This window comes from Nocardia sp. NPDC004340, from assembly GCF_053602575.1.
The window spans coordinates 135,942-150,797 of sequence record NZ_JBSGDW010000010.1 but is presented as its reverse complement, the minus strand read 5'-3'; the positions used below and the strand labels follow the sequence as shown (position 1 = coordinate 150,797).

18 protein-coding genes are annotated in these 14,856 nt (G+C 68.9%); 4 read left to right on the top strand and 14 right to left on the bottom strand.

Translation table 11 applies throughout. The features are described 5' to 3' along the window. Positions 1–108: 108 nt before the first annotated feature. Both msrA and msrB read right to left on the bottom strand, forming a co-directional pair. Positions 109–621 carry a peptide-methionine (S)-S-oxide reductase MsrA gene (gene msrA / locus ACWEOI_RS30300; RefSeq protein ID WP_452361782.1) on the bottom strand — a complete coding sequence of 171 codons (513 nt, stop codon included), beginning with the start codon at positions 619–621 and terminating at the stop codon, positions 109–111. Then, positions 618–1,073 (bottom strand): peptide-methionine (R)-S-oxide reductase MsrB, encoded by a 456-nt coding sequence (gene msrB, locus ACWEOI_RS30295; protein WP_433673070.1) that lies wholly within the window; start codon positions 1,071–1,073, stop codon positions 618–620. The genes msrA and msrB overlap by 4 nt, the downstream gene beginning before the upstream one ends. 103 nt (positions 1,074–1,176) lie before the next feature. Here msrB and ACWEOI_RS30290 point away from each other — a divergent pair, with 103 nt between their 5' ends. Continuing rightward, the gene (locus ACWEOI_RS30290; RefSeq protein ID WP_452361781.1) at positions 1,177–1,869 is read left to right on the top strand and encodes a hypothetical protein; all 693 of its coding nucleotides are present in this window, start codon (positions 1,177–1,179) and stop codon (positions 1,867–1,869) included. A 12-nt stretch (positions 1,870–1,881) separates the two neighbouring features. Here the strand turns inward: ACWEOI_RS30290 and ACWEOI_RS30285 are convergent, their stop codons facing one another. From ACWEOI_RS30285 to ACWEOI_RS30250, 8 genes are all read right to left on the bottom strand, one after another. Beyond that, on the bottom strand, positions 1,882–2,118 hold the full coding sequence (locus ACWEOI_RS30285; RefSeq protein ID WP_433673068.1) for a hypothetical protein: 237 nt from the start codon (positions 2,116–2,118) through the stop codon (positions 1,882–1,884). Positions 2,119–2,128: 10 nt separating this feature from the next. Continuing rightward, positions 2,129–3,214 carry a ferrochelatase gene (locus ACWEOI_RS30280; protein WP_452361780.1) on the bottom strand — a complete coding sequence of 362 codons (1,086 nt, stop codon included), beginning with the start codon at positions 3,212–3,214 and terminating at the stop codon, positions 2,129–2,131. A 36-nt stretch (positions 3,215–3,250) separates the two neighbouring features. Beyond that, positions 3,251–4,090 (bottom strand): NADH-dependent enoyl-ACP reductase InhA, encoded by an 840-nt coding sequence (gene inhA / locus ACWEOI_RS30275; protein WP_357082382.1) that lies wholly within the window; start codon positions 4,088–4,090, stop codon positions 3,251–3,253. Positions 4,091–4,147: 57 nt separating this feature from the next. Further along, entirely contained in the window at positions 4,148–4,864 is a 717-nt protein-coding gene (gene fabG1 / locus ACWEOI_RS30270) for a 3-oxoacyl-ACP reductase FabG1 (protein WP_357082386.1), read from the bottom strand. Between the two features lie 49 nt (positions 4,865–4,913). Continuing rightward, complete coding sequence (locus ACWEOI_RS30265) at positions 4,914–5,939, bottom strand: VWA domain-containing protein (protein ID WP_357082389.1); 1,026 nt, start codon at positions 5,937–5,939, stop codon at positions 4,914–4,916. Continuing rightward, entirely contained in the window at positions 5,936–6,910 is a 975-nt protein-coding gene (locus ACWEOI_RS30260; RefSeq protein ID WP_433673066.1) for a DUF58 domain-containing protein, read from the bottom strand. Before ACWEOI_RS30260 ends, ACWEOI_RS30265 begins: the two co-directional genes overlap by 4 nt. Before the next feature lie 24 nt (positions 6,911–6,934). Further along, positions 6,935–8,158: an AAA family ATPase gene (locus tag ACWEOI_RS30255; protein WP_433673065.1), complete on the bottom strand. Its 1,224-nt coding sequence runs from the start codon at positions 8,156–8,158 to the stop codon at positions 6,935–6,937. Between the two features lie 116 nt (positions 8,159–8,274). Further along, the gene (locus tag ACWEOI_RS30250) at positions 8,275–8,946 is read right to left on the bottom strand and encodes an NAD(P)H-binding protein (protein ID WP_433673064.1); all 672 of its coding nucleotides are present in this window, start codon (positions 8,944–8,946) and stop codon (positions 8,275–8,277) included. Positions 8,947–9,166: 220 nt separating this feature from the next. Between ACWEOI_RS30250 and ACWEOI_RS30245 the strand changes: the two genes are divergently transcribed. Continuing rightward, entirely contained in the window at positions 9,167–9,631 is a 465-nt protein-coding gene (locus ACWEOI_RS30245; RefSeq protein ID WP_357082401.1) for an NUDIX hydrolase, read from the top strand. On the opposite strand, the gene ACWEOI_RS30240 is transcribed toward ACWEOI_RS30245, so the two are convergent. Continuing rightward, a complete protein-coding gene (locus tag ACWEOI_RS30240; protein WP_452361779.1) occupies positions 9,612–10,547 on the bottom strand; it encodes a LysR family transcriptional regulator in 936 nt (311 codons plus the stop codon). The genes ACWEOI_RS30245 and ACWEOI_RS30240 overlap by 20 nt on opposite strands. Positions 10,548–10,640: 93 nt before the next feature. Here ACWEOI_RS30240 and mqo point away from each other — a divergent pair, with 93 nt between their 5' ends. After that, positions 10,641–12,113: a malate dehydrogenase (quinone) gene (mqo, locus tag ACWEOI_RS30235; protein WP_452361778.1), complete on the top strand. Its 1,473-nt coding sequence runs from the start codon at positions 10,641–10,643 to the stop codon at positions 12,111–12,113. On the opposite strand, the gene ACWEOI_RS30230 is transcribed toward mqo, so the two are convergent. Together ACWEOI_RS30230 and ACWEOI_RS30225 are read right to left on the bottom strand one after the other, a co-directional pair. Further along, entirely contained in the window at positions 12,050–13,054 is a 1,005-nt protein-coding gene (locus tag ACWEOI_RS30230) for a YncE family protein (RefSeq protein ID WP_452361777.1), read from the bottom strand. The genes mqo and ACWEOI_RS30230 overlap by 64 nt on opposite strands. 19 nt (positions 13,055–13,073) lie before the next feature. Next, positions 13,074–13,943: an alpha/beta hydrolase gene (locus ACWEOI_RS30225; RefSeq protein ID WP_452361776.1), complete on the bottom strand. Its 870-nt coding sequence runs from the start codon at positions 13,941–13,943 to the stop codon at positions 13,074–13,076. A gap of 110 nt (positions 13,944–14,053) precedes the next feature. Between ACWEOI_RS30225 and ACWEOI_RS30220 the strand changes: the two genes are divergently transcribed. Then, positions 14,054–14,380, top strand: a complete 327-nt coding sequence (locus tag ACWEOI_RS30220; RefSeq protein ID WP_357276973.1) for a winged helix-turn-helix transcriptional regulator — start codon at positions 14,054–14,056, stop codon at positions 14,378–14,380. Here the strand turns inward: ACWEOI_RS30220 and ACWEOI_RS30215 are convergent. Then, on the bottom strand, positions 14,310–14,840 hold the full coding sequence (locus ACWEOI_RS30215) for a hypothetical protein (protein ID WP_452361775.1): 531 nt from the start codon (positions 14,838–14,840) through the stop codon (positions 14,310–14,312). The genes ACWEOI_RS30220 and ACWEOI_RS30215 overlap by 71 nt on opposite strands. Positions 14,841–14,856: the final 16 nt, after the last annotated feature.

The window sequence follows — 14,856 nt, the reverse complement described above, 5'->3', positions numbered from 1 at the left end:
CGGCCCACGGAAGATCGATGCTCGGTCCGGCCTCAGTCTAATCCTGGGATCAAGCGAAAAGAAGGGCCTCACCGGGGCGAATGCCGCGGTGAGGCCCTCCTTTCACTGCTATGCCGTGGTCTCGCGGCGGGGCAGCTTCCAGCCCGGACGCGGGAAGTGGCAGGTGTAGCCGTTCGGGTAGCGGACCAGGTAGTCCTGGTGCTCCGGCTCGGCGTCCCAGAACGTGCTCGCCGGGGTCACCTCGGTGACCACCTTGCCGGGCCACAGGCCCGAGGCGTCCACGTCGGCGATGGTGTCCTCGGCGACCCGCTTCTGCTCGTCATCCAGGTAGAAGATGGCGGAGCGGTAGCTCGAGCCGATGTCGTTGCCCTGCCGATCCTTGGTGCTCGGATCGTGGATCTGGAAGAAGAACTCCAGCAGCGCACGGTAATCGGTCTGCGCCGGGTCGTAGACGATCTCCACGGCCTCCGCGTGGCCGGGGTGATTGCGGTACGTCGGGTTGTCGTTGCGGCCGCCGCTGTATCCGACCCGGGTGTCGATGACACCGGGCTGGCGCCGGATCAGATCCTGCATGCCCCAGAAACAACCACCGGCCAGAATCGCCTTGCGAGTGTCGGTCACGCTTCCTCCTTCGTGAACAGCGTCTTGTACTGTCCGTAGCCTTCGGATTCCAGATCGTCGAGATGCACGAACCGCAGCGACGCCGAGTTGATGCAGTAGCGCAGCCCGCCCGCGTCGCGCGGGCCATCGGGGAACACATGGCCCAGATGGCTGTCACCGTGCACCGACCGCACCTCGGTGCGCACCATGAAATGGCTGACGTCGCGCTTCTCGGCCACATTCGTCGCGTCGATCGGCCTGGTGAAACTCGGCCACCCCGATCCGCTCTCGAATTTGTCCGTCGACGCGAACAACGGCTCCCCGGACACCACGTCCACGTAGATACCGGGCTCGTGGTTGTCCCAGTACTCGCCGGTGAACGCCCGCTCGGTGCCGTTCTCCTGGGTGACGTGATACTGCTCGGGCGACAGCGCCGCCACCGCCGCCGGATTCCGGTTGTACTCCCGTGCCACATGACCTCCTTGGTAGGCCTCAGCTACAACCCACCCTGCCCGACGGAAAGTCCGTCCGCGAGCCCGCGTCATACTTCTGTCACCTTTGGGCATACTCACGAAGGTGAGCGCACCCGGGAACGAGACCGACGACGATCAGGTACCCGCCTGGGCCCGGCGCACGGCCGGGGAATCGCGCTGGGCGGCCACCGCGGCAGTAGTCGGGATATTGCTGGTGCAATACCTCCTACCGCCCGAATACTCGGCCGGGCCCAACTGGGTCGTGCCGATCGTCGGATTCGCGTTGCTGATCATCCTGATGATCGCCAACCCGGTCCGGCTCGACCGCGAGGACGAACGGCTGCGGCGATTCAGCCTGCTGCTGATGGGGCTGCTCGGTTTCGGCATGGTGTGGTCGGTGTCCCACCTGGTGAAATCGCTGATCAACGGCACGGCCGCCGACAATGCCGCCGGACTGCTCGGCTCGGGCGCGGCCGTGTGGCTGTCCAATGTGCTCGTGTTCGCGCTCTGGTACTGGGATTTCGACCGGGGCGGCCCGGCGGCGCGCGCCCACGCCCGCAAGCCGTATCCGGATTTCCTGTGGGTCCAGATGCAGAATCCGAATCTCGCCGACCCCGACTGGGAACCGCAATTTCCGGATTATCTGTATCTGTCGTTCACCAACGCGACCGCCTTCAGCCCCACCGACGTGATGCCCATGACCCGCTGGGCCAAGCTCCTCATGATGGTGCAGTCCGGCATCTCCCTCGTCACCGTGAGCCTGGTCGTCGCCCGCGCGGTGAACGTCCTGAACTGACGGGCGAACCCGTCAGCGGTTGAAGAACATATCCGCGACCAGCATGACCACCGCGATGGCGACGAACGCCGCGGCGAACATGATGGATTGGCCGATGGTGCCGACGATGCCGGCGGCCAGGAACAAGGTCAGCACGGGGGCCCAGACGAACATGTCCGGGGCACCGAAGGTGCGCTGTGGCTTGCGGGCGGCGGTGCCGCCCGAGGCGGGCTGACGGCGTTGCGGGGTTCCGCGTCCGGGTGTAGTCACCTGGGCGAGACTACAATTCGGCGGCCGCCGGTGCCACCGCGGGCCTGCGGGGCGGCAGAGCGCAGCAGCCGACCACGCACGGCGCGCCGTCGACGGTGCAGCCCAGACCGGTGATGTCGCTCAGACGCGCCGGGGCGGCGGCGGACAGGTACTCCTGCACCAGATCGGCGACCATGCGCGCGAAACGCGGGTCCGGGCCGGGGGTGGCGGCGCGGGCGAAGGCCATACCCAGTTCGGCGGCACGCTCTTTCGCCTCGTTGTCCAGGTCCCAGATGACCTCGAGGTGGTCGGAGACGAAACCGACCGGGCACACCACCACGGAGTCCACGCCCTGTTCGGCGAGCGCGTCGAGATGGTCGACGATGTCGGGGTCCAGCCAGGGCACCTGCGGCGGGCCCGAGCGCGACTGCCACACCAGGTCGTGGGCCTCGAATCCGGTTGCCGCCGCGCACAATCGGGCCGCCTCGGCGACCTGACGGCTGTAGAGACGCTGTTCGGCGGGCGGACCGGAGGCGATATCGGCGGAGACCGGCACGGAATGCGCGGTGAAGACCAGGCGGGCCGAATCACGCTTGTCCTGCGGCAATTCCGCGACCGCCGCGCGAATCGCGTCCGCGAACGCCTCGACGAACAGCGGATGATCGAAATATTGGCGCAGCTTCACCAATTCGGGGGCATCGGCGACCGCGGCGCGGGCGCGCGTGATGTCCTCCTGGTACTGCAGGCAGCCCGAATACCCGCCCCACGCGGAGGTCGGGAACACCAGCGCCGAGCGAATCCCGTCGGCGCGCATGCCCTCGACGGTTGCCTCGACCATCGGGTGCCAGTTGCGATTGCCGAAATACACCGGCAGATCGATACCGCGCGCGGCGAATTCGGCCTCGATCGCCTTGATGATGTCGAGGTTCAGCGCATTGATCGGGGACACCCCGCCGAAGTGCAGGTAGTGCTGCGCGACCTCGGCGAGGCGTTCCGGCGGCACGCCCCGGCCCCGAGTGACGTTCTCCAGGAACGGCATCACGTCCTCGGGGCGCTCGGGACCGCCGAAGGACAGCAGTAGCAGGGCGTCCACTTCACGAGCCGCGGGCTCACCCACTACCGCTCTCCTCCTGGGAAATCGAACCGCTGACGATCAGTTGGCGCCGAAACCGGATTCCGGGAACCAGGTGTTGTGGCTGGCGCCGCCGTCGACGTAGATGATCGAACCGGTGGTGCCGGGCAGCCAATCCGACAGCAGCGCGCACACGGACTTGGCGACCACGGTCGGGTCGTCGACGTCCCAGCCGATCGGAGACGCGCCGTCCCAGTACTCGTTGAGCATGTTCAGCTGCTTGGCGTCATCGGTGGCGGTGCCGGCGATGGCCTTGGCCGCGAGGGTCTTGATCGGACCGGCCGCGATCAGGTTGGAGCGGATCTTCTTGGCGGCGCCCACCTCCCGCGCCACGTAGCGGTTCACCGACTCCAGGGCCGCCTTGGCGACACCCATCCAGTTGTAGAACGGCATCGCGGTGCGCGGATCGAAGTCCATGCCCACGATGGAGCCGCCCTCGTTCATGGCGGGGAGCACGGCGCGCGCCAGCGAGGCGTACGACCAGGCCGAGATCTCGAACGCCTTGGCCGCGTCCGGGCCGGGGGCGTCGAGGAAGTTCACCGCGTCCGGGCCCATCAGGGTCTTGGGCGCGAAGGCGATCGAGTGCAGCACGCCGTCGATGCCCTCGGGGGCCAGCTCACGCAGCTTCGCCGGCAGCTCGGCCAGGTTCTCCTCGCTGGTGACGTCCAGACCGATGGCCGGGGGCACCTCCTGCGGCAGACGCTTGGCGATGCGGTCGATGAGGCGCAGCCGCTCCGGGATGCCGGTGATGATCACCTTCGCGCCCTGCTCCTGCGCGACCGCGGCCGCGTGGAAGGCGATGGACGAGTCGGTGATGATGCCGGTGATGAGTACGGTCTTGCCTGCGAGCAATCCAGCCATGGGGTGGTGGGTTCTCCTCGTTCGAAATGTCAGGGGCGAGAGCGGGTTCGGGTGGGCCTAGTGGCCCATGCCCATACCGCCGTCGACGGGGATGATCGCGCCGGAGACGTAACCGGAGTCCTCGGAGGCCAGGAAGCTGACCACGGCGGCGACGTCCTCGGGCTGGCCGAGACGCTGCAGCGGGATGAACTTCTTGGCGGTGTCGCGCAGGTCGTCGGGCAGCTCGGCGGTCATGTCGGTCTCGATGAAACCGGGCGCGACCACGTTGGCGGTGATGTTGCGCGAACCGAGCTCGCGGGTCACCGAGCGGGCCAGGCCGACCACACCGGCCTTGGAGGAGGCGTAGTTGATCTGGCCGGGGCCACCACCCAGACCGACGACCGAGCCGAGGAAGATCATGCGGCCCCAGCGGGCGCGCAGCATGGCACGGTTGGCGCGCTTGGCGCAGCGGAAGGCGCCGGTCAGGTTGGCGTCGATGACCCGGGTGAACTGCTCCTCGGTCATGCGCATCAGCAGCGTGTCATCGGTGATGCCCGCGTTCGCGACCAGTACCTCGACCGGACCCTGGTGCTCCTCCACCTCGGAGAAGGCCCGATCGACCGATTCGCTATCGGTCACATCGCATTTCACGCCGAAGAAACCCTCGGGAACGCCGGACCCGCGGTGGGTGACGGCGACCTTGTGTCCGTCGGCGAGCAGGCGCTGGGCGACCGCGAGCCCGATGCCGCGATTACCGCCGGTCACCAGGACCGACCGGGATGTGATGTTCGACATAGACGCAAACCTATCTGTTCGTGTTCGGGACTCGGCGCGCGGTACCGATTTACGGCAGACGCTGACGATAGAGCAACGCGGCCACCAACCCGGCGGCAGTCACCACCAAACCCAGCAGCAACCACGGGCGGCTGGCGTCGGCGACGGTCGTCTCGAAGCCGATCTGCTCTTCCAAGTGCGCGTAGACGTTCTTGAGTTCTTCCAGCGTGGAGGCGGTGAAGAACTCGCCGCCGGACAGTTTCGCGATCTCGCGCAGCGAATCGTCGTCCACCGGGACGCGGACCCGCTGCGAGCCCTTGCCGTCCTGGTCGGGGATCTCCACGGTGCCCCACGTGGTGCCGAACGAAATCGTCGACACCGGAATGCCTTTCTCCTTCGCCAGACGCGCGGCGGTGAAGCCGTGGCGGGGATTCTCGACATCCTTGTCGTCCGGGACGGTCTGCTTGCCGTCGGACATGAGCACCACCTGGGCCGGCGGCGGCTTCTCCGCACCCGGCAGCACCGAGGCCAGGGTGTCGATGGACTGCAACGCGGTCAGGATGCCCTCACCGGTCGCGGTGCGCTCGGCCAGCTTCATGGTGTCGATGGCGGCCTTGACCGCCTCCCGATTCGTGGTCGGCGACACCTGCACCGACGCGGTGCCCGCGAAGGTGACCAGACCCAGGTTGATGCCCGGCGTCAGATTGTCCGCGAATTCCTTGGCGGCCTTCTTGGCCACCTGAATCCGGCTGGGCGGCACGTCGGTGGCCTCCATCGACAGCGACACGTCGATCACCAGGATCACCGTGGCGCGGTTGCGGGGCACCTTCTTCGCCGCGGTCGGACCGGCCGCGGCGAAGGTGAGGAACATGAGGCCCACCAGGGTCACCGCGACGGGAATGTGCCGCCACGGTTTCGGCTGCTTGGGCGCCACCTTCTCCAGCATCTCCATATTGGAGAAGCGCAGCATCTGTTTGCGACGCCGCTGCTGCATCAGGATGTAGATCAGCGCCGCCAGCGCGATCACGGCCAGGAAGGCCAGCCAATACTGGTAGGCGAAATGCGAAAGGCTGAAGGTCAGCTCGCCGATAGTCACTGCCGCGGCACCCGTCCGGCATTCGGGGCGCCAAAGGTGTGGCGCCGGGTGGACACGAATCGAACCACGTCCGCGATCCAGTCGCCGTCGGTGCGCAGGGTCATCACCGGCGCACCACAACTGCGCAACGCCTGCTCGACCTGATCCCGATGGCCTTGCGCGGCGCGCGCGAAATCGGCGCGAAGCGTGGGGGTCACACTGAATTCCCGGGTCCGTCCGGTCTCCGGGTCGTGCAGGACCACATCGCCCAGATCCGGAAGCTCCAGATCACGCGGGTCCAGTACTTCGACACCGAGCAGGTCGTGGCGGCCGGAGATGGCGCGCAGCGACCGCTGCCAGTCGATATCGCCGAGGAAATCGGAAATGACCACGGCCAGACCGCGTTTGCGCTGCGGTCTGCGCAATGCCTCGATCGCGTCGCGCAGGTCGCCTCGGACACCGTCCGGGGCGTGCGGGGTGGTCGCGATCTTGCGCAGCATGGACTGCTCGTGCACCCGGCCGCTGCGGGCCGGAATGCGGATCAGCTCATTGCCATTGGTCACCACCGCGCCGATCCGGTTGCCGCCGCCGCTGGTCAGATGCGTGACCGCGGCCGCCGCGGCGACCACCAGATCCCGCTTCTCGCACAGCGCGGTACCGAAATCGAGGCTGGCCGACAGGTCGACCACCAGCCAGGTCTCCAGCTCGCGGTCGGCGATCATCTGCCGGACGTGCGGGTGGGTGGTGCGGGCGGTGACCGACCAATCCATCTGCCGCACATCGTCGCCCGGCTGATACATGCGGGCATCGCCGGGCTCGGAGCCGGGACCGGGGATCAGGCCCAGGTGGTCACCGTGCAGCACGCCGTCCAGGCGCCGCCGCACGGTGAGTTCGAGCGTCCGCAGCGCCGCCGACAACCGCGGGTCGGTGAGCTGACCCTGCCGGAACGAGGGCGGGGCGTGCGGGGAGTCGCTGGGAGTTGAGATCGTCACGGGCGCAGTCGATTCCGTGGCCACCTACTTCGGCTGCGGCTGACCGGGGACGCCGGGCATCTGACCGTTCGGAGGCTGCGGGATGCCCTGCTGCGGCGGCTGCGGAATACCCTGCGCGGGCACCCCCGGCTGCTGCGGGATGCCGGGCTGCGGCATGGCGGCGGGCACCGGGGCGGGCGCGCCGGCGGAGGCATTGGCCGGGGCGTTGGCCTGGGCGGCGACCTGCGGCAGGCCGACGGTCTGCAGCACGCGCTTGATCACGTCGTCCGGGCTGACCTCGTCGGCCAGCGCGTCGTAGGACAGCACCAGGCGGTGACGCAGCACGTCCGGGATCACCTCGACCACGTCCTGCGGGACCACGTAGTCGCGGCCGCGGATCAGGGCCACCGCGCGGGCGGCGGCGATGATGCCCAGCGAGGCGCGCGGGGAGGCACCGTAGGAGATCCAGCCGGCCACGTCCTGCATGCCGAAGTCGGCGGGCTTGCGGGTCGCGGCGATCACCCGGACCACGTAGTCGACCAGGGCGTGGTGCACGAAGGTGTTGGCAGCGACGTTCTGCAGCCGCACCAGCTCGGCCGGGTCCAGCACCCGCTTGGGCTCCGGCGGGGTGACACCCATCCGGTAGATGATCTCGCGCTCCTCCTCGACCGAGGGGTAGTCGACGACGACCTTGAACAGGAAGCGGTCGCGCTGCGCCTCGGGCAGCGGGTACACGCCCTCGGACTCGATCGGGTTCTGAGTCGCCATGACCAGGAACGGATTCGGCATCGGGTAGGTCTTGCCACCGATGGACACGTGCCGCTCGGCCATCACCTCGAGCAGTGCGGACTGCACCTTGGCGGGCGCGCGGTTGATCTCGTCGGCGAGCACGAAGTTGGCGACCACCGGGCCCAGCTCGGTGTCGAACTCCTCGCGGCCCTGCCGGTAGATGCGGGTACCGACGAGGTCGGTGGGCACCAGGTCAGGAGTGAACTGCACGCGCGAGAAGCTGCCGCCCACCACGGTCGCGAAGGTCTCCACGGCCAGGGTCTTGGCGATACCCGGCACACCTTCGAGCAGCACGTGCCCCTTGGCGAGAACACCGACCAACAGCCGCTCGACGAGCCGATCCTGACCGACGATCACACGTTTGACTTCGTAGATCGCCTTTTCCAGGGTCTGGACATCGCGCTCGAGGGTGCTCGGAGCCGAAGGTGCGTCCTTCACCGTGCTTACCCCGCTCACACCGTCAGTCGAAGTCACCAACATCCCCGCTTTCGCCTTGGTCCTGTGCGTTCCGCCCCAACTATTCCAGGTATCTCGCGCGATTGCCGCACCCGCCCGCGATCGGGGCGCGAATTTCGGCCGCGAAATCCGGGATTCGGCTATTTCCTGGCCGTGGTCGAGCGCTCCAACACCAGTTCCACGGCCTCCGCGACCGCCGTGTGACCGGCCGTCAGTTCCAGGATCACCCGGTTCAGCGCCGGGCGGTGCAGGGCCACGTCGATGAAGGCGGCCACGTCGTCGCGGCGGACATCGCCGTATTCGATCGCGAGTCCGGCTGCGACCAGGCCGGTTCCGGGCTCGTCGCGCAGCGTGCCGGGGCGGACGATCAGCCAGTCCAGATCGGTGCCGACCAGATAGGCGTCGGCGGTCTTCTTCACCCGCATGTAGTGCTCGAAGCCGGGGCTGGTCTCGCGGTCGCGGCCCGCGTCGGGGAACACCGAGACCAGGACGAAACGGGCGACTCCGGCGAAGCGGGCGGCGTCGGCGGCCTTCTCCAGGCCGCGGCCGTCGATCAGGCTGGTCTGGTCCATGCCCGTGCCGTGCGCGCCCGCGGAGAAGACGATGGCGTCGTGGCCGTGGAACTTGGCGGCCAGCTCGTCGACCGAATCGGCGATCAGGTCACCGTGCAGCGGGGTCGCGCCGGTGGCGGCGATGATCTCGGCCTGCGCGGGGCCGCGGTGCATCCCGGTGACCTCGTCACCGCGGGCGGTGAGCAGGGTCGCCAGGCGGCGGCCGATGCCGCCGGCCGCGCCGATCTGGAACACCTTCACGATGACTCCTCTCGTAGGCGGTACCGGTCCAGCTTCCCACCCCCGCCGCGGCGATGGCACGCAGGCATTTCGGGCCGGTGTCGAGAAAGTTTCCGGACCCTGGATCGCTGGGACGGAAGTGCGCCTATTCTTGCGAATGTCTCTGCCGCCGACCGTTTCTCCGCCGGTAGCGTTATCCGTATCGGTCGACGGTGTCCGGTGATACGGGATGTGGTGTGCAGTGTGGGATTTCGAAGTTTCGCCCGGGCAGTCCATCGGCGAAACGGTGTTGCAGGAACTGCGGGAGCGGGCCGCCTCGGAGGGAGTCGCGCTACGGGTAGGTGTGGTCGTCGAGCACAATGACTCGGTGCTGATGCTCGAGCACGAGGAGCACGTCGAAGGGCGCAGTCCGCTGCACCTACCGGGCACCGTGGTGCGCCCGGGCGAGTCGCTGGCCAGCGCGGTGGTGCGGGCGGTGCGCGAGGAGACCGGTCTGGCGGTCACCGATATCGTGCGCCACCTCGGCAGCTTCGACTACCTGTCCAGCGCCGGGAAACCGGTGCGCCGGGAGCATTTCGCCGCGGTGGTGGCCAGCGCCGGACCGGTGCGGGTGACCAACTACGCCGAATACCGGTGGGTGCCGCTGACCGGTGACCTGCCGGTGACCTCGTCGATCCGGCGCATCCTCACGACCTATCAGGAGTAGCCGGGTCCGCGCCGCGCCCGAGATACGACAGGGCCTGCGCGGCAACGTGATCACGCAGGCGTGCCACCGCGGGAGTCGGGCGGTGGCCGCCCGAGACCAGGCCGATGCTGCGATCCCGCGCATCGGCCAGGGCCACGCGTGACAGGCCCGGGTGGTCGACCTCCGGGGCGGGCAGCACCGCGATGCCGAGATTCTGGGCGACCAGGGCGCGCAGCGTCTCGAACTCGGTGATCTCGAAGCCGACGCGCGGGGTGAATCCGGCCTCAGCGCACCAGGAGTCGACCAGGCGACGCAGGTGGTAGGTCGGCGGGTTCGCGATGAACGGCTCGTCGGCCAGTTCGGCGAGTTCGACCTCGGTGCGGGTTGCCAATGGGTGGGCGTCGGCTACGTACAGGTGCAGGCGCTGGTGGCCGAGGATGATCGCGGGCAGGTCGTCGGGGGCCGGGATGGTGACGGCCAGATCCAGGCGGCCGTCGCGGACCATGTCGGTCAGGGCACTGCCGTGAGCCTGCACGAGGTGCAGGCGGATGCGCGGTGCGCCCGCGTGGAAATCGGCCAGAAGTGACGGGATGCTGACCGGGCCGAGGGTGAACGGGAAACCGAACCGGACCAGGCCGCTGTCGGGGTCGGCGTCGCTGCGGACCACGTCGACGGCGTCGGTGAGGGCCTGGACCAGGCCACGGGTGCGTTCGTGCAGTTCTTGACCGGCGGCGGTGAGGGCGATGCGGCGACCGACCGGTTGGAAGAGTTTCACCCCGACCGCCTGCTCGACCGCCTTCAACCGGCGACTCACCGACGACTGCGGTACGCCCAGGAGCTGCGCCGCCCGCGTGACGTGCCCCTCCCCCGCGGCCGCGTCGAACGCCGCGAGCAGCGGGATCAGGGCCTCCACCTGCGACGACGGCAATTCATCCATATTCGGATCATAGCCGCGCGGAATGAGCATTGGACGGATGGATAAGCGCGGCGTGACGATGACGGAGTACCCGCCGACCAGGAGGTCACGCAGATGGACGAGCCCACCGCACCCACCGAAACCACCACGGACACAGAGATTCTCGACGTCGTATTGATCGGTGGCGGCATCATGTCGGCCACCCTCGGCGCGATGATCGCGGCGCTGCGACCGGATTGGTCCATGACCCTGCTGGAGCGGCTCGACCGGGTCGCGGCCGAGAGCTCCGATCCGTGGAACAACGCGGGCACCGGGCACTCGGGCCTGTGCGAACTCAACTACATGCCGGATCCGGACGATGGGGGCAAGGCGGCCGAGATCGCGTCGATGTTCGCGCTGTCGCGGCAGTTCTGGGCGGGACTGGCCGAGCGGGGCGCGCTGGCCGACACCGGATTCGTCACGGCGACACCGCATATGGATGTGGTGTTCGGCGAGCGGGATGTCACCTATCTGCGCCGGCGATTCGAGACCCTGCGCATCCTGCCCGCGTTCGCGGCCATGGAGTACAGCGAGGATCCCGCCGTCATCGCGGACTGGGCTCCCCTGCTCATGGCGGGCCGGGACCCGGGGCAACCGGTGGCGGCCACCCGGTTCGAGGCGGGCACCGACGTCGATTTCGGGGCGCTGACCGGGTCGCTCGTGCGGGCCATGACCGACGCGGGCGCGCAGGTGCGCACCGGTCACGAGGTGCGGGGACTGCGCCGCGACGCCGACGGGATCTGGACCGTGACGGGACGGGATCGGAACGGCAAGCGGCGCTTCACCGTCCGCGCCCGTTTCGTGTTCGTGGGAGCGGGCGGATACGCGCTGAAGCTGCTCCAGCGGGCCCGCATCCCCGAGGTGCGCGGCTACGGCGTGTTCCCGGTCGGCGCGCAGTTCCTGCGGACCGACAACCCCGAGGTCGTGGCCCGGCACGAGGCGAAGGTCTACAGCCAGGCTCTGCTGGGCGCTCCCCCGATGTCGGTGCCGCACTTGGACAAGCGCAATGTCGGCGGCGAGTCGTCGCTGCTGTTCGGCCCGTACGCGACGTTCAGCACGCGGCTGCTCGAGCACGGCAAACTGATCGACCTGTTCACCACGTTGCGGCTGACGAACATCGTGGTGCTGGTGGCGGCGGGACTGCAGAATCTGCCGCTGGTCCGCTATCTGATCGGCGAGTTGCTCGCGACCCGGCGGCGCAAGTTCGCTCAGCTGCAGCGCTTCTACCCCGAGGCCGATCCGGCCGACTGGTATCCCGTCCAGGCCGGACAACGCGCGCAGCTGGTGAAGCCCGACCTCGACCGGGTGGGCGTGCTGACCATGGGCACCGAACTGGTCACCGGCGCCGACGGCACGATCGCGGGCTTGCTGGGCGCGTCCCCCGGCGCGTCGACCGCTCCCGCGATCATGATCGAACTCCTCGAACGGTGCTTCCCGCAGCAGCGTTCGGACTGGGAGCCGGGCCTGCGGCAGCTGGTGCCGGGCTACGCCGAGGGCTCGAACTCCCAGAGCACGGGCCCCGACGCCGCGGTGGGGATCGGGAAGTAGCAATGATGATCGGCCGGATCGACCACCACGGTGTGCGCGCCGTCGGCCAGGTGCTCGGCCCCGATGGGAGCCGGGTGCCCGGTGCGGGCGTCGAACGCACTGACCCAGCCGCTCTCGGCGGCTACATAGATGCGCTGCGCGCCGGGATCGTAGGCGAGTACGTCGGGGGTCCGGCCGACGCTGTTCCGGTCGGTGACAGCGTGTTTCGCCAGATCGACCGTGACGAGCGTGGCGTTGTCCTCACAGCCGACGAACATCAACCGCCGGGCCGTGTCCAGCGCCTGACCGTGCGGTCCCGAGCAGCCGGGCGTCGGAATGCGGTCGGTGACCGACAGCGCGCCGGGGTCGACGACCGCCAGATCGCCTCGGCCCTGCACCGCCACGATCATGCGGTCGGGACCCGGGTCGTAGACGACATTGCCGGCTTCGCCGCCCAGAGTGACCGTGCCGCGGAACCTTCCGGTGTCGGCGTCGACGACCGACTCGCTGCCCGCGCGCTCATTGGTGGTCCAGACCGCGTCGCGCACCGGGTCGTAGGCCAACCCGTCCGGATACGTCCCGGTCGGCGCGGTGAACAGCACCGACCCGCTGTCCTCGTCCAGGGCGACGAGCTGATCGCGCCCCGTCACCGTCGCGTACACCCGGCGCTTCTCCGGAACGACCAGCACGCCATGGACATCCGGGGTATCGGCGATCGTGCGCACCACGCGGTGCGCGCGGACGTCGACCTCGACGATCTCACCGGCCCCCATGTGCGCCAGGAACAGCAGCCCACGACCGGAATCCAAGCTCGCGTAATCGAATCGGGCCGAGCCGCCCGGCAGGGAAACCTGGGCGACCTTCCGCAGCGGCAGCGGTCCGCCGGTGGTGGCCGGGCCGGATGAGCAGCCCGCGACCAGTGCGATCGCGGTCAGCGCCCACCCGGCTCGTCTCGACCACATCCGGCTCACCTCACGCGGGTCAGCAGACGCCGCGGAACAATTCGGCGGCCGCGTCGGCGGCGGGCTCGATCAGCCGGGGATCGTCGTAGAAGTCGATCTGGCCGACCGAGTCCAGCCACAGCTCCGATTTCGGGGATGCCACCCCAGCGTAGAACTTGTGCGCCCACGGCGGGACCAGGGCGTTCTCCGAGTGCACCAGCAGGAACGGCACCGACAGCCGGGCCGCCGCCTCCTGGGCGTCGAAACCCGCGGTGTGCTCGAAGGATTCGACGGCGAAACCGTTCGTGTAGTTGGGGACCACGCCGCGCGGGGTGCCGTAGTACTCGAACGCCTCGGTCAGGGGCATGGCCACATCGCCGTTGTCGGCGGCCACCGCCGGGATGGTCTCGACCTCGCCGGTGGCGAGACGGCGCTCCCGAGCCAGGCGGCCGCGCTCGACCACCGCCGGATCGGCCGGGTTGGCGGCCGCGTCGGCGTACACGCCCGCGACACCGGCGAAGGCGCGCAGGCGCGAGTCGTCGGCGACCGCGCGGGCCATGTAGCCGCCGCCGGCGCAGACGCCCAGCGCGACCACGGACTTACCGGTGAACCGCGCGTCCGCTTCCAGCGCCGAGACGGCGGCGCTGATGTCGGCGGCCTTGCCCAGCGGGTCCTCCAATTGCCGCGGCTCCCCGGCACTCTCGCCGAAGGTCCGGTGATCGAAGGCCAGGGCGGCGAAACCGCGGCGCGCCAGCGCCTCGGCGTAGACGCCCGCCGCCTGCTCCTTGACGGAGGTCAGCGGGCCGGTCGTGACCACCACACCGGTGGGCTCGCCCGCCGGCAAGTACAGCGTGCCGACCAGTCGGTCTCCGGCACGGGTGAAAGTGAACGGAACTGTGCTGACAGTCATCTGGTGCTCTCGTCCTCGAAGTCGTCGCATTACGGTGAAACAAGACGGTAGGCGCGGACCCCCGCCACCGATAGAAGGCACTTCGAAGTGCCCTTCCGAACGGAGGCGCGATGGACCTGGTGATCCCCGACGTACTCGAGGAATCCTGCACCACCCGCCAGGCCCTCGAACGCCTGGCCGCCAAGTGGCGAATCCTGCTCATCTACGCCCTGCTCGACGGCGCCCAGCGCCCGGCCGCGCTGCGCCGCCGCCTGCCCGGCATCACCCAGAAGGTGCTCACCGAAACCTTGCGCGGCATGGAATCCGACGGGCTCGTCGAACGCCACGTCTTCAAGGAGACCGCCCCGCAGCACATCGAGTACTCCCTCACCGAACTCGGCAAGTCGCTGCAGACCCCGCTCGCCGCCATCTGCGCCTGGGCCGCCGACCACCCGTGACCGAACGGCCGGCGGGCCACACGACGCGGTCGAACCACATCGATAAATCGATGGGCCCCAACGGTTTCACGTTGTATTCGAGATACCAGTGCCGCCACTCGGCGGCGGTGGCCGCCGCGGACACCAGCGCGGTGCGCGAGATGCGTTCCTGTGCACGGCTTCTCGCGTCCAGCTCGGCGAGTTCCGCATTGTTCCGGGCCGCGCTGTCGAGGACACCGCGCAGTTCGGCGGTGCGGCGGTAGATCCCGGCGATGACCTCCGCCAGTGCGGCGACGCGGGGCGCGAGGGGACACTCCCCCACGCCGAACCACGGGCGATCGTCGAGCGCGATCTGCGCGTCGTCGCCGACCACCGCGATGTCGAGGACGGTCTCGAGCAGCGCGGTCTTGTTCCCGACGCTCGCGTACTCGGTCTCCACCGAACATCCCGCTTCGCGGGGCCGATTGACAGGTTGCGCCATGTTCGCCAGTGACCCT